We start from the raw sequence: 18,175 nt of genomic DNA on the forward strand, positions 1-18,175 counted from the left end.
CCGGCGGCCTTCTTCTTGTCAAATCGTGCGGCGAGTGGAGGTTTCCGCCAGAAGCAAAGCCTTCTTCGTGCCGTAGGAGCCACCGAACCAGGCCGCCACAGCCCCGAGAAGCAGGGCGAAGAAGCCGAGGATCGCGCCGGCCGACACTGCCTTGGTTGCTGTCTGGGCAGCATCGAGCGCCTGCTGCTTGGCCGCAGCAACATTGTCGCGATAAGTCTTCTCGTACTGCTCGACCTGGGTGCGAGCCTGATCGAGCGGGATATTCTGCGCTTTTGCGATCGCATCAGCGGCGCGATTGCGGGCATCCGCAGCCTTCGTCTGGTCACCGGTCACCGCAGCCTGGACCGCCGAAACGGCGGCATCTCGCAGGGCTGCCGGATCGTTGCCGCCAGACGCATCGCGGATCTGTTGCTCGATACCGGCCATCGGGTTTGTCGACGTCGCAAGGGCAGGGGCTGCGGCTGTGGCAGCGGTTGCTGCAGTCTGGCCAACGCCACCGACAATGCTGGACAGACCACTGAACGCTCCGCCGATGAGAGCACCGACCGACGTGGTCAGCAGGTAGAGGATGACAAGAGTGGTGACAGCCCAGGTGGTTACGCCCTGATACCCGCCGGTCGAGCGGCTCGGACGTCCGGAAAGGCGGCTGGCGGCATAACCGCCGACGAAGGAAGCAATGATACCGGCCACAACGAACCACGCGCCACCGGCAATGGAGAAGGTGCTCGCATTCGGGTTGTCGTAGGTTGCCGGATCGATCACGGCGGCGCCAATGCCCACGCCTAGAAGATTGAGGAGAAACTGGACGGCAAGCGCCAGAACGACCCCGGCGAAGATCGCGCCCCAAGACACCTTGTGCAATGTGGCTGTAAGGGAGGGGTCGACGTAAGCCGCTTCGCGCGACACGTAGACTGAGACAGGTTCGGTCATGGTGCATCCTCTTCATCACGGGAATGTGAGTGCCATACTAACGCCGCAATCGCCGTTCGGTTCCCGTCCAGCAGGATACAAAAAAGACCGGCGATGGGATCGCCGGTCTCTGCTGCAGTTACATCGAACGAACCGCCTTGATTAGTCCTTGCGGACAACACTGTCGGATCGTTCATCTTCGACTTCCACCTCGGTGCGGCGAACGCTGTCGCTGATGGTTTCCTCGCGCTGCTCGGCGGTCTTGCGCAGTGCGATCTCTTCGACAACACGCGCATCCTTAGAGACGACTGCCTCTTCATGACGTTCTTCTGCCTCAATCGTGCGGTCGACGAAGGCGTTTTCCGTTCCAGTCAGCGGGCGATCGACGGCGCGGCGCTCGATGCTGACGTTTTCGTCGCGCAGCGATACCTGTTCGCTGACAGGATTTTCGACCACGTAAGAACGGACACGCACGCGGCCATGGTTGAGGTCACGCTTGCCGACGCGAAGCTTTTCCTCGACCACCGGGATAACCTCTTCACGGCCGGCCTCCAGAGCTGCCGTTCCGGTTGCGCTGGCACGATTGGCGGAGGCGCCATACGAACTCACGGTCTCCTGCTGGTTCCACCCTTCCGAGCGCCAGCTCTCTGCGCGCTGATCGAGATCGATGCTGCCCTCGTCATCGAGGATATCGATAACCTTGTCATAAGAGGCGGCGGTGACGTTGCTGACCGTCACAAGATAGCCACCGCGGCGAAGACCTTCGGAATAGACGGCGCGGTCCTCGTCGGGAAAGAAGAAGTCTTCCAGCTTCTCCCAGAAGCCCTTGTGCTCGGAGGCAACTTCAGTCGAGGTTGTAGACTCCTTTCCGGCGACGACGCGAATGCCGTCGCGGGCAATCCCGGCTTCCGCAAGGCGTTCGACGGCGGCGTCCGCATCGCTGCGGTTTTCGAAGAAGGCCGTCACCGTGTTCGATGACGAGGCGCGGTAGGACGATGTGGTTTCGCTGTAGGTCATGAGTTTCTCCTTTTCTCGGATTGATAATTAGCTCAGGGGTCGTCGCGCTCGATGCTGGCACGTTGCTTGCGCAGTTCGACCGGAATGGAAACGTCCTCGGTGGTGGCGACGCGGCGGATATGGATCTCTTCGACCAGCATCAGACGCTTCTCGACAACGAGAACCTCCTCCATCACAGGTACAATGGTCACGTCACCGTCCGTGCGAACACCCGGCGCTTCTGACACTTCACGTCCGATTGCCACACGCGTGACCTCGACATTCTCGCTGTCTAGGCGTGCTTCCGCTTTCTCGGTGACAAACTCGGTTTTCGTGGTGACGCGAACGCGGCCGTCTATGACGGCGCGCTTGTCGATGACAAGCTGTTCTTCGATCAGCGAGAGTTTCTCGTCAGGCTTGGTCATCCGCATTCCAGATTGTTGCGACAAGCATTGAACGAGCGGAGTCCAACTTTGGTTCCTTGAAAAAGGTCACACGTCACCAGCTGAGCAAAGTCGCCCAAGGCCGGAACAAAGTATTGACGCAGTGATTTTGTGGCTCACGAGGAAAGGTAAGCATGATGAATATCCTGATCGTCGAAGACCAGTGGCTGCTACCTGGCGCGGTCGAAGAGGCGGTATTGTCGCTCGGGCATGAGGCCATCGGGACGGCAACCACGGCAAAGGAAGCGTATGAGCTTGCCGACAAGGCAGAGGTTGCCTTTGTCGACGTCAATCTGATCGATGGTGCGACATGGACTTGATGTGGTGGACGGCCTCCTGATCCGCTTTTGTGCGATAGTGTGGTTGTTTTTAAAAGCCACCAAGGAGAACGGTTATGTCAGAACTTGCGACGGTAGGAATTGATTTAGCTAAAAACGTTTTTCAAATTCATGGAGTTGATAGTCAGGAGCGTGTCATTCTACGCCGAAAACTGTCACGAAGCGATGTTTTGCCATTCTTCAGTCGCATCCCACGATGTCTAATTGGAATGGAGGCTTGCGCCAGTGCTCATCATTGGGCGCGCTCGCTGCAGGAATTAGGGCATGATGTGCGATTAATGCCAGCAGTTTACGTCAAGCCTTATGTAAAGCGGCAGAAAAATGATGCGGCAGATGCCGAAGCTATATGCGAAGCTGTTAGTCGCCCTACAATGCGTTTCGTACCTATAAAGAGCGAACAACAACAGGCCGTGATCATGCTCCACCGTGCTCGGGAACACCTTATTCGACAACGTACTATGATCGTTAATGCCATTCGTGCTCATGCAGCAGAACTTGGTCTTGTTAGCCGCCAAGGCGTTGTTGGCTCAATGCAACTTGTTGAGGTAATCGAATGTGAAGAAGATGCGAGCTTACCAACAGTTGCCCGCATGGCTTTATTGCCGTTAGTGCGCCAAATGAAAGCAGTTCACAACGAAATAATAGGCTTGGAGAAATCAATTCATGCTTGGCATAAACAAAATGAATTGAGCAAACGCTTGGAAAGCGTGCCAGGCATTGGGCCGATAATAGCAAGCGCGCTGAGCGCTACGATCACTGATCCTAGAGTGTTCAAGTCGGGCCGGGAGCTTGCGGCATGGATAGGTTTGGTTCCTCGCCAGAATTCGTCGGGAGGAAAGAACCGGCTGGGGAGTATCACCAAACAAGGTGATCCATATTTACGGCGTCTTCTTGTTCTCGGAGCACATTCCGTCTTACGCTTTCGCAAGAAAAGTACTGTTCAAACGACACAATGGGCCGCCGGGCTTTTGGAGCGCAAACCTTATATGGTTGCTGCTGTCGCGTTAGCCAATAAAATGGCTCGAATTGTCTGGGCGCTTATGGTGCACGGTTCCACATTTGGTGTGCAACGCATCTAACAAGTATTTTTGTCATTGTTGCTTCAGAGGCTGAACGCAACAAACAAGAGGTGAGATGCTCATGGTATGATGACAAACGGTCAAAAGCCGGGATTGAGACACTCCGCATTCCGGGGCTGCGTATGAAAGCGCGAGGACTTGTAAGGAACTCAATCTGCGGACTTCATCAGGGCCAGCGGCATGTTATAGCCGCATCAATAGGCCGGACACATGCCTGCACTCGACCAGCTTGTCAGAAATATCAAAAAACATCTTGCCAAACGGAGGCCGTCCACACATGTCCCGTTTTATTTCCGCCTCTTTATCTCGTTTCGGCGGTTATCTGTTCGAATTGAGCGGGCGATATTCCTCCGAGCGTCGAATGCCTTCTGCGAATATTGTAAAATCCATTGATGTATTTGAAAAGCGCATCGGTCAGCTGCTGACGTGTTTGCCAGGCATGTCGCCAAATCAGCTCCGCCTTCAGTGTTTTGAAGAATGTTTCTGACACAGCATTATCCCAGCAGTTTCCTTTTCCACTCATTGATGCCTGGAATTTGAGCTGCTTCAGTCGCCTTTGATAGTCATGAGCACAGTATTGACTGCCGCGGTCTGTGTGATGAATGCAGCCGGGCTTTGGATTGCGCAAAGCAATGGCTCTGTTCAAAGCCTGTAATGCAAGATCTTGTTTCAGTCTGTCGCTAACAGCCCAACCCACAACGCGCCGTGAGTGAAGATCAATTATGACAGCCAGATATAACCATCCTTCTCGTGTCCATAAGTAACTGATGTCACCCGCCCATTTCTGATTAGGTTTGTCAGCTGAGAAATCCTGATCCAGCAAATTCGGTGCTATATTAAAAGTATGGTTGCTATCAGTTGTCACCTTATGCTTGCGGGTTCTAACCGCATAGATGTTGTTTTGGCGCATCAAACGACCAACGCGTCGATGCCCAACAGATAATCCTATATCCTGGAGTTCTTGCGTCATACGAGGCCGACCATAAGATTTAAGGCTAAGATGATATTGCTCTCGAATATGCGCGAGAAGCACCATATCCTGTCTTTGCCGCTTGCTTAATGGCCGTCTGCGCCAGGCACGATAACCGCGTGATGTAACGTCCATAATTTGGCACAGCCGGTGGACTGGAAACTGAGTACGGTGTTCTTCCACGAAAGCAAACCTCATTTGCTTTGGTTCGCGAAGAACACGGTGGCCTTTTTTAATACTTCCCTCTCCTCCAGAAGTAGGCGGTTCTCCTTACGCAGCCGTTCATTCTCTTTTGCTAAATCAATGTCGGCAGCAGGAGGCATATTCTCGGGGCCAGAACGCTGTATCCATTTTGATAACGTGGAAAGGCCGACACCCAAATCGGTTGCTACCTGGCGGCGAGTAAGACCACTCGTTAGCGCAATCCGAACGGCTTCGCGTCTGAAATCGTCTGTGTGTGAAACTGCCATAATTCTTCTCCTTAATGACAAATAGTCTATTTAAGGAGGCGGAACCAAACCGTGACAAGTCCATCTACGAGATCCTTCGGTCGCATTCCCGGGAGAGCGAGTTCGGCGATCGTCCGCGCGATATCCTCAATGTCTGATGCCAGTTCTCTTGCCATCACCTTCTCCATTCGAAGATGAGATAGCGAAGGGAGATGACAGCGCGATGTCAGAACGCGTCTGGTCCGCTCAAAGTCAGATTTGCATTCTCAGGCGCGTTTCCGGATGCGTCAGGTCAGGCCTTGCCCCCAACGATACGTTTCGCCGCTCAAGCGAGAGTGTGTAGGCGGGTAAATTCCGTCAACTTCCCGACTGAAGCCGCATCTTGCGCAAGCGCTCGGTCTTCAGCCGCCGCTCCTCCGCCTCCGCCTCGATTGACGCCATGGCGCTGTCATGCGTTGCGTCGAAGCGTTGCTTCCTGTCCGCCAAGGAGCTCTTCTCGCGGTTTCGTTTTTGTGGAATGTCGTCATCTTTCCATCACGATGAACTAATGCTCAGCAAAACAGCGACAAGTAGAGGGGGACGTCAACAAGAAGAATGTACGACAGGGTACGGTGCTGATGCACCATCGGAACTTATCGTTTCGGGATGTTATCTGGCACCTCATCCTGGAGAGCCCCGATGGCCGACGATCCCAAATCTTCTTCACCCGCAGTTCAGGCTTACGAGTTGGAGAAGGAACGACAGGGGCAAGAGGAGGACAAGGGCGATTTCGATAAAGGCCTCGAAGATACCTTTCCCGCGTCGGAACCTGTTTCTCACACGATAACGTCCGTACCGGCAGGCCGCACCGACCCGAAAGAGGCTGAGCGCGTCAAAGCCAGCGCTCCTGAGAACCAGCAAAGCGAGGATTTCACAAGTAGCGTTCGCGGCTGAATCAAGGAAAACCCGCTCACTGCTGTAGCCCTCACAACTGCGGTCGCCTGGATCTTTGGCGCGACCCGCTAATCGGGACGACTGATGTGAAGACCTCAATTGACGGCCCGCTACCCGCGCCCCCTTCCGGGCATGCCACGTCGCGTCCGACATCAGGCTCGGTTCTGAAGAAGCTTGGCCCTCGCCTAACCAATGGAGCCGCCGACGACGATCCAAGTGGGATCGCAACCTACTCCCAGGCCGGCGCCTAGTTCTGCTTCAACATGGTCTGGACCATGTTACTGTCTTATCCGCTGATGTCGGCAATCCAGCTTGTCAGCGCCAGAATTGGCCGCGTGACCGGATCGGGGCTGGCGGTCAACATGGGTGCCATCTGGCCGAAATGGCTCGTCACCGGGTTGGTCTGTCTGCTATTCGTTGCCAACTGCATCAATATTGGCGCGAACCTCGCGGCGATGGGTGCGTCGGTCGAGCTCGCGACGGGAATGCCGAGCCTGCCGATCACCATCTTCTTCGCCCTCTTGTCACTAGGGCTGCAGATGTTCATTCCCTATGAGCGATATGCCAACATCCTGAAGTGGCTGACGCTGGTCCTGTTCGCCTACATCGCCGTCCTGTTTGTGATAAAGATCGACTGGATGGCGACGTTGAAAGGATTTGTCTGGCCAACCTTTCCCTTGAACAACGACAGTTTCACCGTGGTCGTTGCGATCCTCGGCACGACAATCAGTCCGTACTTGTTCTTCTGGCAGTCGAGCCAGGAGGTGGAAGAGATCGATCGCAGGACGAAGCCAAGCCGCTTGAGGAGGCGCCGCGTCAAGCTCCCAAAGAGCTGAACCGGATCGAGCTTGATACCCTCGCGGGTATGGCCGTTTCCACCATCGTCGCTGTCGCGATCATGATGTGTGCGGCTGCGACACTGCACGCTAATGGCAAGACGGATATCAAGTCGGCGGCTGATGTCGCCGAAGCGCTAAGGCCGATCGCCGGCAATTTTGCCTTTGTCCTGTTCAGCCTCGGCATCGTTAAAACCGGATTGCTGTCGATCCCGGTACTGGCTGGCTTTGCGGCATATGCCTTCGCCGAAACGCAGGACTGGATCTGTTGGTTTACATTGAGGAGTTGATCATGCCCAAACTTGCGATGTACGTGCCATTGAAGGCCAGGCCCGGAAAGGAGAGCGATGTCGCCGATTTCCTGACCTCGGCGTTAGCGCTCGTTCAAGCTGAGCCCGGTACCCTGACTGCGTATTCGATGATGCCGGACAAGCGCTAAACCGGAGGGGGATCACCCACCCGGAGGGCCGAGACGTATTTCATGGAAATGCGGCCGGTGCTGCAGGCCGCAGGCCGAAGCATGGGGAGACGGGTTTAGTGCTTGTGGGGGAGAGAGGGCAGAGCGCCTTTCTCCCCTCTCAGTGCGCTGAATAAATTCGCCTTCCGGCCCGAAGGATATATTCCGGCACAGATAGCTGCCAGGCGGCTACGCGCCGTCATTTCCGTCATTCGAGGGCGCCAGAACACATCCTGGAAGCAGCCATTCTCCACTATGGAGCTATCGCTGCCTGTATCGGTAGCTCAAGCGTGAAAACGCTGCCCAACCCCGGACCATCACTCCATACCGAAACATCGCCGCCGTGTAGCTCCATGAGTTGCTTGACGAGGGCGAGGCCGATCCCAAGTCCCCCATGAGCATGCTTCCGATGCTCTTCGACTTGCTCAAACATCCTGAAGATTGCGCCAGCGGCCTCGGTAGTGAGGCCCAGCCCATTGTCAGTTACGCTTATGCGATAGGTGCGCGGATGTAACTCCAGCGCTACCTCAATCTGACCGCCCATTGGCGTGTATTTTGCGGCATTATTCACGAGGTTTGAAATGCACTGTGTCAGCCGAACCTTGTCAGCGGATATCATGCAGGACTGATCCGGAACCCTGATGGTCACTGCATGGTTTCGCTCCTCGATTGCCTGTCCTGCCATGTCCAGCGCAGAGTGAATGGCATCTCTCAAGTCAAAGTCAGCCTTAACGAGATTGATTTTGCCCTGCGTTATCCGTGACACATCGAGCAGGTCGTCAACGAGCCTGATTATGTGGTCCATCTGTTGGTGCATGAGGCCATGGATCTGCTCCACCTTGCCAGCATCCGGCTTTCTCGAAAGAATTTTCAGCCCGCCATTGAGAGCGGCGAGTGGGTTGCGCAGTTCATGGACGAGAACGCCGATGAACTCGTTCTTTCGCTTGTCGGCGAGCTGAAGCGCGCGAGTCTGCGCCTCGAGAAGGTCGCGCTGTTCGGAAATCATTTTACGCTGACGATAGAGCTCTGCAAAAATCTCTGCCTTGCTGCGCAGAATATCCGGCTCGATCGGTTTTTGAATAAAGTCGACGGCGCCCGCTTCATATCCCTGGAACCGCCGCTCGGCTGTATGGGTACCGGCAGTCACGAAAATGATCGGAACCCGCCGTGTCCGCTCATTGCCTCGCATGAGTTCGGCAAGCTCGAAGCCGTTCAAACCTGGCATCTGAACGTCGATCAGCGCCAGTGCCACATCATGTTGCAGAAGGAGTTCGAGAGCCTCATCGCCGGACCGCGCCTTCAATAGCATCAGCTCGTCGCGTTGTAGCAGAGCTTCCAGAGAAAGCAGGTTCTCTGGAAGGTCGTCAACCAAGAGAAATTTGACGTCAGTGTTCATTTTCGATGTTCTGCAAATAGGTTGAAATCTTGGACAAGGTCAAAACTTGAGCGCCTGGGCATGCGCGGATAGCAGCTTCGGGCATGGCCCGAGTGAAAGCCTCGGTCGGATCCTGAACGATTGCCGTTCCGCCAGAACGAACGACGGTCGAAAGGCCTTGGGAACCGTCATGATTGGCGCCCGTCAGGATAATCGCTGTCAGTTGGCTGCCCCAGGCGTCTGCCGCGCTCTCGAATGCCACGTCGATCGAGGGCCGCGAGAAGAGGACCTCTTCTTCGCTGGATAAAGCGACATGCGTTCGCCCCTCGAACGACAAATGATAATTAGGGGGCGCGAAGTAGATGAACCCGGCTTCCACGGGCACTTTGTCTTCCGCCTCGATGGCGCGAAGCTGACATTTGAGGTCAAAAATCGCGGCGAGCACACTGCGTTTGTTTGGCGGTAAGTGCACCACGACGAAGATGGGATATGGATAAGTCGCAGGTAGTGGCGGCAATATCACGGACAGCGCTTCAAGCGCCCCTGCAGAGGCGCCGATGATGATCGCACCGTTCGGATTGTCCTTCACGAGCCGATCCTCTGATAGATCTTCTCATCTCGGACGAACTCCCGGAAGCCATCGGCGTGGGCGGAAAAGCGTAGCGTTTCCTTCGAGCCCAGACCGAGAAAGCCGTTGCGTGGCAGCGCATCCCGGAAAAGACCGACAGCCCTGTCCTGTAGATCCCGATCGAAATAGATCATGACGTTCCGGCAGGAGACCAATTGCATCTCACCAAAGACCTGGTCTGTCACAAGACTATGATCTGAGAACACGACATTGCGCCGCAGGCTTTTGTCCAGGATGCACCGGTTGTAGCCCGTCGTGTAATAGTCAGACAAAGATCCCTTGCCGCCGGAGTCACGATGGTTCTCGGTGAACAATCTGACCCGTTCGATGTCATAGATTCCGGCTTCCGCTTGGGCGAGGGCCTCTGGATTAATATCCGTCGCATAAAAGAGGGTTCGCTCCTCAAGCCCTTCCTCGCGAAAAAGGATGACAAAGGAATAGAGCTCTTCACCCGAACTGCATCCGGCAATCCAGATCTTCAAGGAGGGGTAAGTGCGAAGATGCGGAACGACCTTCTCCCGGATCGCCGCGAAGTAGGACGGGTCGCGAAACATCTCGCTGACCTGGACCGTAAGGAAGCGGAGCATGTCGTCAAGCATCTCGGGATGATGAAGGACGCGCTCCTGCAGGGCTGAGATGGTGGCAAAGCCCAACTGTTCGCGTGCCTGGCGCAACCGCCGCCGGATCGACGACATGGCGTAGCTGCGAAAGTCATAGTGGTAGCGATGATAAAGCGCCTCCAGCAGCAGCCGGATCTCTATATCCTCCACCTTTTCGAACGTCTCCGTCATTGCGGCATCCAGACGCGCACGAGAGACAGAAGCTTTTCGACGTCAAGCGGCTTTGCCATATAGTCATTGGCACCGGCTTCAATGCAGCGTTTCTGATCGTCAGGCATTGCCTTGGCGGTCAAGGTGATGATCGGCAACTTCTGCCATGCTGAATTCTTGCGGATGTGGCGGGTTGCGGTGAGGCCATCCATGACCGGCATCATTACATCCATCAAAACCAGATCGATCCGTCCGTCTGGGTTGCTTATCGATTGCTCCAGTTTTTCCAGTGCCTCCTCGCCATTTCTGGCGATATCGACGATCACCCCGCGTGGTTCGAGGATGTTGGTCAGGGCGTAGACGTTGCGCACGTCGTCCTCGACGATCAGAATGCGGCGCCCTTCCAGCAGTTCATCGCGATTGCGGGCTTTGCGGATCATTTGCTGCTGCTCGTCCGGCAGCTCGGAGACGACCTGGTGCAGGAAGAGTGTAACCTCGTCGAGCAGCCGTTCCGGCGATTTAGCACCCTTGATGATGATGGATTTCGAGTAACGGCGAAGCCTCTGCTCTTCTTCGGACGAGAGAACGCGTCCGGTGTAGACGATGACAGGTGGGAAGGAATACATGCCTGCTTCGCTCAACGTTTCCAGAAGTGCAAAGCCGGACGTGTCCGGTAACGATAGATCCAGCACCATGCAGTCAAAGGTCTGTTCGGCCAGCAACGAGATGCACTCTGCCGCAGTCCCGGCCCCCACCGTTTCGACATCATGCGACGACAGGAGTTTCGACAGAGCGTCCCTTTGAACGGCGTTGTCTTCAACGATCAACACGCGCCGCAGCGTTTGTTCGGCCTTCGCGCCTAAGGACTCGATCATCGACACCAGGTGATCGCGTTGTACGGGCTTGAGCGCATAGCCGACGGCGCCCAAGGAGAGAGCCCTGTCGGAGTAGTCTTCGGCGGAGAGGATGTGGATCGGAATATGGCGCGTCCGTACGTCACGCTTCAGGCGGTCAAGCACCGAAAGGCCGGATTGGTCAGGAAGACCGACATCGAGCAGGATCGCGTTCGGCAGATATTGATGGGCGAGTTCCAGGGCTTCTTGAGCGGTTCCGGCTACGAGCGCCTGGAACTTCAGCTCACGGGCGAGATCGCGCAGGATGAGTGCAAAGGATTGATCGTCCTCGACAATCAGCAGCTTGCGGGCCGTTGCCTCGGATGCTGCACGGTCGTCATCGACGATAGCGACTGCCTTCGGCTTTTGTGCAGTGATCTCTGCCTCCGTGCGGAAGACGGGTTCTGCAGCGGACGCGACGGGCGGGGCACGATCCTGTTTCGGAGCCTGGACCAGCGCACTGTCGAACTCGGCCGGGATGATGACGGTGAACGTGCTGCCCTCGCCAAGCTGGCTTTGAAGCTGGAAGCGGCCTCCAAGCAAGCGCACCAGTTCGCGAGAAATCGACAGACCAAGCCCAGTGCCGCCGAACTTGCGGCTGATGGTGCTGTCCGCCTGATGAAAGGCTTCAAAGATCCGCTTTTGCTGCTCGTCTGCAATTCCGATACCCGTGTCCTGGATCGAAAAGGCGACCTGATTGTTATTGCGGGCGCCAACACTCAGCGAGACGCTGCCGTTTTCGGTGAACTTCAGCGCATTCGCCAAGAGGTTCTTGAAAACCTGCTCAAGGCGCTGCGGATCGGTTTGGATGACTGCGGGCACGCCCGCCTCGACCGAGACGTTGAACTGCAGGCCTTTGTTGGTTGCGAGCGGTTCAAACATGTGACGAAGCCCAGTGACGGTCCTCTCGATGGACACCGCTTCCGCATTGATCTCCACATGTCCCGCCTCGATCTTGGACAGGTCCAGGATGTCATTGATCAGGTTCAACAGATCATTGCCAGATGACTGGATGGTCTGGGCGAACTGGACCTGTTGGGCCGTCAGATTGCCCTCGGAATTGTCAGCCAGGAGTTTGGCAAGGATCAGCGACGAATTCAGCGGTGTTCGTAGCTCATGCGACATATTCGCGAGAAAGTCCGATTTGTAGCGGCTGGCAAGTTCCACTTCCTTCGCCTTGGCCTCGATGGCGTCTTTCGACCGTTCAAGATCGTCCCGCTGCCGTTCCAGTTCTTCCGCTTGCTCCTCGAGCTGCGAGTTGGTCTGTTCGAGTTCTGCCTGCTGCTGTTCCAGGCGGCTCTGTTGTTCGCGAAGTGCGCGTCCTTGTTCTTCCAGCTCCTCGTTGGAAACGCGCAGTTCCTCGCCCTGGACCTGCAGTTCTTCCGACTGACGCTGGGTTTCTTCCAAAAGAGCCTGGAGGCGGGTTCTGAATTCCGCCGAACGGATGGCGACGGCAATCAGCTCTGAAACCTGTTCGAGGAGCACCAAAGTCTGATCGCTGATAGGAGTGAGGAAGCCGAGTTCGAAAACGCCTCTGGTGTCGCCTTCGACGATCGCAGGCGCCAAGGCGAGGTAACGGGGCTTCTGCTGTCCAAGAGCGGAACCGAAGTTGATGTAGCCATCCGGAACCTCGCCAACCGCGATCGGACGGTGATCCCGCAATACATGGCCGAACAGGCTGTCGTTTTGGCCGAAGCTTGCGGGCAGGGTCACGTCCGACGGCACACCGTGCGCGGCCATGCGATGAAAGCGGCCGGCATTTTCGACATAAATGGCACCTGCCACGGCACCGAGATAGTTTGTCAGGAAGCCCAGGATGTTTTCGCCAAGTTCTCCGATCGGCTGCTCACCGACGACAGATGCAGCTAAGCCGAGTTGTGCATCCCTCAGCCACTGCTCGCGCTGCTGCTCCAGAGTGGATTTTCGCACAAGTGCGGAGATCGCGAGGGTCAGGACAATGCCAAGCACCCCCGAAGCTAGCGCGCTCGCCCAGGCGATAATGTAGGATGCATCCATCTCCTCGAGGCGCTGGCTCCGCTCTTCACCAGCTTCATTGCGCAGTTGGGAGATGACGTTGCGGATACCGTCCATATCGCTGCGGCCGCGGTCTGATTTCACCAGGGTCAACGCGTCGGCCGCTCCTCGTGTCTCGAAGACCTCCAGTGTTTGCGCCATGACTTCGAGCTTGGACAAGACAAACGCCCGGAGTTCCTCGATACTCCCACGTTCGCGCATCTCGGCCGTGGCGGCCGAGCTGATCGTTTCCATACGGCTCTGAACCTGGGGAAGTGCACGGTGATAGGGCGAGAGATAAGCCTGCTCAGAGGTCAGGAGAAACCCACGTAGTGCCGTTTCTGCATCCTGTATGTCGATCAGAAGCAGGTCGAGTGCCACCACAAGGCCATGCGTTTGCGTCACTCTCGCATTGCTGTCTCTGACGTTCTGGACTGTGTAAACGGTTAGCGCGGTGCTGATGACGAAAAAGAAGATCGCGGTAACTGCGCCGATAAGAGCGCTTCGCTCCAGACCGAGCATTTTGTTGCCTGTCAGTGCGGATGTTTTTCTGTGCATCAGAAGGTCTCTAAATACTTTATCAGATGATGTGATCACGTAAGAGTGACGGTATCGGAGCTGGGAGTTGGCTAGCGGGGTCGCGAAACGTGTGGTTCCTGTGTCCCACCCAATCCCGCCGATCACGTCAACTTGAATAGAGCGCTAGGTAGCAATAATTTTATGAGGAAAGCAAGATTACGCTAAAAATGGAACGAAATGAGTTGCTTGCCCTTCAGGGGTTGGCCCATTCGCCGCAACGTCACGCAAGGAAGCTCAGCGGCTTCACGGTGGAGTACCTTCAACCAGAGTTGGGTGCTGCTTTCAGTTACGACTGGACGAGCGACCTCCATTTTTGCGCCTACCATGACATTGTCCTGGAAGATGGGGGCATACGTGCAGGGGATGGATTGGAGGACAACCGCCGTGACCTCCGCCACACGCTGACTTATGTCCCGCGGGGTGCACGCGTCACTGGCTGGTCCGAACTCCAAAGGCGGAACAACTCGTTCGCAGCTATCTATTTTGATCCGGCAGCTATCCGGCAGGAGCTGGACACTCGCTTCGCCGAACATGTCGATGAAAAGGTTTATTACCGAAGCGACGAAGTCGCGGGATACCTGCGCCAATGGCCCGGCCTGCTAAAGCGAGATCATTCTGATGCTCTATACGAAGAAGCATTGGGCCTGATCACGATCTTGGCGATCCACAAAGCAACAATGCCGGCATTGAGACAGCCGCCGCCCCTTGACAGAGCGCCTCTGGCTCTGATCGACGAGTTTATCGAGGAGAACCTTGGCTCAGATCTCAGCCTATCGAGCCTTGCTGCACTCGCGGGCCTAAGTCGGTTCCATTTCAGCAGGGCCTTCAAGGCGTCCACTGGAGAGACCCCATACCAGCACGTGCTTCGACGTCGAATGGAAAGGGCACGATTGCTCTTGGCCGCAGGGGAACTGCCCATCGACGAAATCGCCAGCAGCCTGGGCTTTCAGGATAGCGCGTATTTCCAAAGGACTTTCAAATCATGGGTTGGTATGAGTGTGAAAGAGTTCAGGGACCGGATGTAGGTCGTCACTGAAGGCTTCGCGCGCTTCAATAGTTCGCCCAATAAGAGCAGAATGTCTGCCTGCGCCTGCGCCTGCTTCGCAGCTAGGAACTCTGCGAACTCTCTCTGGCCAATCGTGGCTAGACGAGAACTGAAATGAGTATCTCACAATCGGCCCTACCAAACCGCGCGGACCGGCTTGGAACGCTGGCAAACAAGTTGGCGTCAGCCAACCTTCAAAAATCCCCGTTTGGGCAGTCCGAATCAAGATCTGTAGAAAGGCGTTAAGTTGCTGCATCAATCTTCGCAAAAAGATTGCAAACTAGTCCCGGGTCCCAGTTTTCTGGAACATCAAGCCGTGTTCGGTGGATATTGAATATTGGTGAATGAAGGAACAACTATGCGAAAAATCGGTCGAGTGCGGGAAGTCTGGCGCTATCCGGTGAGTTCTCTTGGCGGGGAGACGCTCGCCTCGATCACCGTGTCGCCTGAGGGCATCGCAGGCGACCGACGGTTCGCGCTGTTCGATCCGGAAACCGGCCTCGCCGCCGCCCCCGAGAAGGAAACGCGCTGGCGTCCCGCCCTCTTCATCACCGCCTCGCAACCGCCCTTCGGGCTTCCGGTGCTGCGCTTCGCCGACGGCGCCGAGCATGCGCTCGATGACGGCGCACTGCCTGACCGTCTGGCGGTGCATTTCGGCTTCCCGGTCGCGGTTGGGCTCGTCGGGTCTGGCGATTATCGCTTCCCCGTCGTCTCCAACCGTTACAAGCCGGCGCCGCTTCACCTTGTGACGACGGCTTCGACGGAGGCGCTCGCCGCGGTGACCGGCCTTCCGCCGCTGGACGGAAGACGGTTCCGGCCCTCCGTGCTGATCGAAACGGAAGAAGGCGAAGGTTTCATCGAGAATGAGTGGGTCGATCATACCGTGCGGATCGGAGATGCGGATATCCGCGTCACCGAGGCGTCGCGCCGCTGTGGCATGACGCTCGTGGCACAGCCCGGCATGGCGGAAGAGCCCGATGTGCTGCGCGGGATTATGCGCCACAACAAACGCAATCTCGGCGTCTATGCCACGCCCACCGAGGGCGCGACGATCAGCGTCGGTGATGCGGTTTACGCCGAGATCTGAAAGAGCGGCATCTCCGCCTCAGAGATATCTTTCAGGATTGCCCGACCGACGGTTTCGCCGATATCCCGGGCACTGGTGATTCCCTGAACGAAGGGCTCCTTGTGCAGCAGGAAGGCGATCGCTGCGCAATAGAGCCGGCCTTCCGACATCAGGCCGAGACGAGGGCGATAGAACTCATCGACATCGATGCCGCCGGTGCGCACCATATCGGGGTCCCGGTTGAGCGACATGATCGCCTCGACCTTGGGTGTCGCGGCTTCGCGCACGCCTCCCTGATCGACCAGCGTCGGAAAGGGGAGATCCGTCGCCGATAGCGTTTCCTGGCCTGTCGCATCGATGAAGGCCCCGAAGCGATGCACCATGCCTGACACTTCGACCTCCGCGCCCCGCTCCAGACCGTCCTCGGCCGTGCGGATCGTGTAGTCTTCGCCGAGCCGCAGGATCGACAGCTTAGCCGCACGCGACAGCGCAAGCAGACGGCGGATCGACATCAGCGGCACGGTTGCATAGTCGTCGATGAAGATGCCCTTGAAATGCCCATGGAAGCGCTTGAGGTCTTTCTCGTCCAGATGCGGAATGACGCGCGCGACGATCTCGTGGGTGATCAGGATCGCATAGCGCCACGGCACGGTGTAGCGCTTTACCCTGTTGTCTTCGGCCTCGGCGAGGTTCTTCGCCGCCCAGACGAAGGGATCGCTCTCGGTCCGGTCGGCGTAGTAGGCGGCGGCAAATGTCTCGACGGTTAATTGCGACAGGCCGATGCGGGCGGCATAATCCGGGTCGGCGGCAACGATTTCGCGGCGGAAGAGATCGAAGACCTCGTCCAGGAGATCATGCCGGCCCGTCGCGATCAGGGCGTCGATCGCCTGATCGGTGCAAACCTGCGGCTCCATATAGGGCAGCGGGCAGTAGAAGTCAGCCTCCGGCAGGATGCCCTTGCGGGACATCAGCGTCGCGCGAAACTCCTCTGTTCCGGCAGCCGGCTGATATTGCAGATCGCCGGCCGCGTCGCTGTAAAACATGCCATGCGCCGTAGCGACGGTCATCAGGGCGTCGATGCCGCTCAGCGACGTGCCGAGAATGCCGACGGGTTCATTGCGGATCGACTTCAAAACGGTCGCCGGCCAGGGCGAAACGAAATAACCGGGACGGATTTCCGTGCTGTCCGGCCAGTTGTGACCGGTCGCCATCACCACATGGCCGAAACTCGCGTCACTCTCCCCATCGGGATTGGACACCCGCAGGCGGATCGCATCGTCCTGGATCTCGATATCCACCACCTTGTGGTGAGCGAGCACGGTGACCTCATGACCACGCTCGGCGGCCACCGCCAGCATGCGCTCGAACTGTGCCTGCATATAGTCGCCAAGTACCAGGCGCGGGTAGAATTCGCGCTCGTCGATCGCTTCGCGGCGGATGCCGTGGCGCATCAGCGTGTCGTCATTCTGCCGCCGCAGCCAGTCGGCCAGCGTTTCGGTGAAGGCGGGCAACTCGATGCTCGGAATGTTGGAGAGCATCGCCGGGTCGTTCATGTCGGGGTGATAGGGCGTGCCCTTGCCCGGTTCGCCCTCTGCTTCATAAAGGGTGATCGACAGGGGAACGGTCGAGCCGATCAGTTGTTTGAACGTGTAGAGGCCGGTTGGACCCGTGCCGATGATCGCAATTCGTGGAAGCATGGACATATCCTATGTCCGGCGAACAATCTCGCACGGCTGTCAGGGAATGTTCCACCCTTGAAATTGTTCCCGCCCTCATGCGCCCGCGCGAACTAGGCTTCGCCTCTGGATTAATCGCTTTGGTCGTCATTTTGCGGACTGTATCCGCAGGGATCGACCAAAGCCAAACGACAAATGGCACATTGATGAGGTCGTCATCACGATTGGGGGAAAGAAGTATTGGCTTTGGCGGGCCATTGACGCAGATGGCGATGTTCTTGATATTCTGGTTCAAACACGCCGTAACACAAAGGCTGCCAAGCGTTTTTTCACCAGACTGATCCGGCAATACGGTCAACCACGTGTCGTTGTGACGGATAAGCTGCGCAGCTATACCAAGCCAGTACAAAAAATCGCGCCAGATGCCGATCATCGTGCTCATAAAGGCCTGAACAACAGAATTGAAAATTCGCACCGCCTGAGCCGAAAACGGGAGAAAATCATGGGGCGGTTCAAATCGCCTCGTCAAGCCCAACGCTTCTTGTCAGCACACGATCAAATCAACACCATCTTCCGTCCTCGCCGCTATAATCTCACTGCTATCTCCTACCGCCATGCACGTACCGATGCATTTGCATTATGGCGTGACTACACGACCGAAATGACCGCTTGATAAACACAGGCGAAAGCTGCTCAAAGCCCTATTCAAACAACTTGGCA

General features: G+C 56.7%; 17 protein-coding genes and 1 pseudogene. 9 read left to right on the forward strand and 9 right to left on the reverse strand.

What is annotated here, in order from left to right; all coding sequences use genetic code 11:
- Positions 1 to 18: 18 nt before the first annotated feature.
- The 3 genes from KHQ09_RS18340 to KHQ09_RS18350 form a co-directional block, all read right to left on the reverse strand.
- Positions 19 to 930 carry a PhnA-like protein gene (locus tag KHQ09_RS18340; protein WP_213630881.1) on the reverse strand — a complete coding sequence of 304 codons (912 nt, stop codon included), beginning with the start codon at positions 928 to 930 and terminating at the stop codon, positions 19 to 21.
- Positions 931 to 1,071: 141 nt separating this feature from the next.
- On the reverse strand, positions 1,072 to 1,926 hold the full coding sequence (locus KHQ09_RS18345) for a YsnF/AvaK domain-containing protein (protein ID WP_213630882.1): 855 nt from the start codon (positions 1,924 to 1,926) through the stop codon (positions 1,072 to 1,074).
- Positions 1,927 to 1,958: 32 nt separating this feature from the next.
- On the reverse strand, positions 1,959 to 2,330 hold the full coding sequence (locus tag KHQ09_RS18350; RefSeq protein WP_213630883.1) for a YsnF/AvaK domain-containing protein: 372 nt from the start codon (positions 2,328 to 2,330) through the stop codon (positions 1,959 to 1,961).
- A 152-nt stretch (positions 2,331 to 2,482) separates the two neighbouring features.
- Between KHQ09_RS18350 and KHQ09_RS18355 the strand changes: the two genes are divergently transcribed.
- Together KHQ09_RS18355 and KHQ09_RS18360 are read left to right on the forward strand one after the other, a co-directional pair.
- Positions 2,483 to 2,668 carry a hypothetical protein gene (locus KHQ09_RS18355; protein WP_213630884.1) on the forward strand — a complete coding sequence of 62 codons (186 nt, stop codon included), beginning with the start codon at positions 2,483 to 2,485 and terminating at the stop codon, positions 2,666 to 2,668.
- Between the two features lie 74 nt (positions 2,669 to 2,742).
- A complete protein-coding gene (locus KHQ09_RS18360; protein WP_213599350.1) occupies positions 2,743 to 3,765 on the forward strand; it encodes an IS110 family RNA-guided transposase in 1,023 nt (340 codons plus the stop codon).
- 301 nt (positions 3,766 to 4,066) lie between these two features.
- Here KHQ09_RS18360 and KHQ09_RS18365 read toward each other — a convergent pair.
- A protein-coding gene (locus KHQ09_RS18365) for an IS3 family transposase (RefSeq protein WP_213630885.1) occupies positions 4,067 to 5,205 on the reverse strand; the annotation gives its coding sequence in 2 pieces (ribosomal slippage) (positions 4,067 to 4,962 and positions 4,962 to 5,205; 1,140 coding nt in all).
- 657 nt (positions 5,206 to 5,862) lie between these two features.
- Here KHQ09_RS18365 and KHQ09_RS18370 point away from each other — a divergent pair.
- The 4 genes from KHQ09_RS18370 to KHQ09_RS18380 all read left to right on the forward strand — a co-directional run bounded on the left by KHQ09_RS18370 (position 5,863) and on the right by KHQ09_RS18380 (position 7,392).
- Entirely contained in the window at positions 5,863 to 6,117 is a 255-nt protein-coding gene (locus KHQ09_RS18370) for a hypothetical protein (RefSeq protein WP_235972570.1), read from the forward strand.
- Between the two features lie 275 nt (positions 6,118 to 6,392).
- The gene (locus tag KHQ09_RS18630) at positions 6,393 to 6,953 is read left to right on the forward strand and encodes an NRAMP family divalent metal transporter (RefSeq protein WP_274387375.1); all 561 of its coding nucleotides are present in this window, start codon (positions 6,393 to 6,395) and stop codon (positions 6,951 to 6,953) included.
- A 29-nt stretch (positions 6,954 to 6,982) separates the two neighbouring features.
- Positions 6,983 to 7,243: a divalent metal cation transporter gene (locus KHQ09_RS18635; protein WP_274387376.1), complete on the forward strand. Its 261-nt coding sequence runs from the start codon at positions 6,983 to 6,985 to the stop codon at positions 7,241 to 7,243.
- Between the two features lie 2 nt (positions 7,244 to 7,245).
- Positions 7,246 to 7,392 (forward strand): hypothetical protein, encoded by a 147-nt coding sequence (locus KHQ09_RS18380; protein ID WP_235972571.1) that lies wholly within the window; start codon positions 7,246 to 7,248, stop codon positions 7,390 to 7,392.
- Positions 7,393 to 7,663: 271 nt separating this feature from the next.
- On the opposite strand, the gene KHQ09_RS18385 is transcribed toward KHQ09_RS18380, so the two are convergent.
- The 4 genes from KHQ09_RS18385 to KHQ09_RS18400 are packed head-to-tail and all read right to left on the reverse strand — an operon-like array spanning position 7,664 to position 13,647.
- Positions 7,664 to 8,806 (reverse strand): hybrid sensor histidine kinase/response regulator, encoded by a 1,143-nt coding sequence (locus tag KHQ09_RS18385; RefSeq protein ID WP_213630886.1) that lies wholly within the window; start codon positions 8,804 to 8,806, stop codon positions 7,664 to 7,666.
- A complete protein-coding gene (locus KHQ09_RS18390; RefSeq protein ID WP_213630887.1) occupies positions 8,796 to 9,374 on the reverse strand; it encodes a chemotaxis protein CheB in 579 nt (192 codons plus the stop codon). The genes KHQ09_RS18385 and KHQ09_RS18390 overlap by 11 nt, the downstream gene beginning before the upstream one ends.
- A complete protein-coding gene (locus tag KHQ09_RS18395) occupies positions 9,371 to 10,204 on the reverse strand; it encodes a CheR family methyltransferase (protein WP_213630888.1) in 834 nt (277 codons plus the stop codon). The genes KHQ09_RS18390 and KHQ09_RS18395 overlap by 4 nt, the downstream gene beginning before the upstream one ends.
- A complete protein-coding gene (locus KHQ09_RS18400) occupies positions 10,201 to 13,647 on the reverse strand; it encodes a response regulator (protein ID WP_213630889.1) in 3,447 nt (1,148 codons plus the stop codon). Before KHQ09_RS18400 ends, KHQ09_RS18395 begins: the two co-directional genes overlap by 4 nt.
- A 188-nt stretch (positions 13,648 to 13,835) precedes the next feature.
- Here KHQ09_RS18400 and KHQ09_RS18405 point away from each other — a divergent pair, with 188 nt between their 5' ends.
- Both KHQ09_RS18405 and KHQ09_RS18410 read left to right on the forward strand, forming a co-directional pair.
- Positions 13,836 to 14,693 carry a helix-turn-helix transcriptional regulator gene (locus KHQ09_RS18405; RefSeq protein WP_213630890.1) on the forward strand — a complete coding sequence of 286 codons (858 nt, stop codon included), beginning with the start codon at positions 13,836 to 13,838 and terminating at the stop codon, positions 14,691 to 14,693.
- A gap of 378 nt (positions 14,694 to 15,071) precedes the next feature.
- Positions 15,072 to 15,800 (forward strand): MOSC domain-containing protein, encoded by a 729-nt coding sequence (locus tag KHQ09_RS18410; protein WP_213630891.1) that lies wholly within the window; start codon positions 15,072 to 15,074, stop codon positions 15,798 to 15,800.
- Here the strand turns inward: KHQ09_RS18410 and KHQ09_RS18415 are convergent.
- Positions 15,785 to 17,482, reverse strand: a complete 1,698-nt coding sequence (locus KHQ09_RS18415; RefSeq protein ID WP_238481766.1) for an FAD/NAD(P)-binding protein — start codon at positions 17,480 to 17,482, stop codon at positions 15,785 to 15,787. The genes KHQ09_RS18410 and KHQ09_RS18415 overlap by 16 nt on opposite strands.
- A gap of 79 nt (positions 17,483 to 17,561) precedes the next feature.
- Between KHQ09_RS18415 and KHQ09_RS18420 the strand changes: the two are divergent.
- A pseudogene (locus tag KHQ09_RS18420) lies at positions 17,562 to 18,128 on the forward strand (IS6 family transposase); the annotation flags it as partial.
- Between the last annotated feature and the right edge of the window lie 47 nt (positions 18,129 to 18,175).

The organism is Pseudochrobactrum algeriensis, assembly GCF_018436245.1.
GTDB lineage: Bacteria > Pseudomonadota > Alphaproteobacteria > Rhizobiales > Rhizobiaceae > Pseudochrobactrum > Pseudochrobactrum saccharolyticum.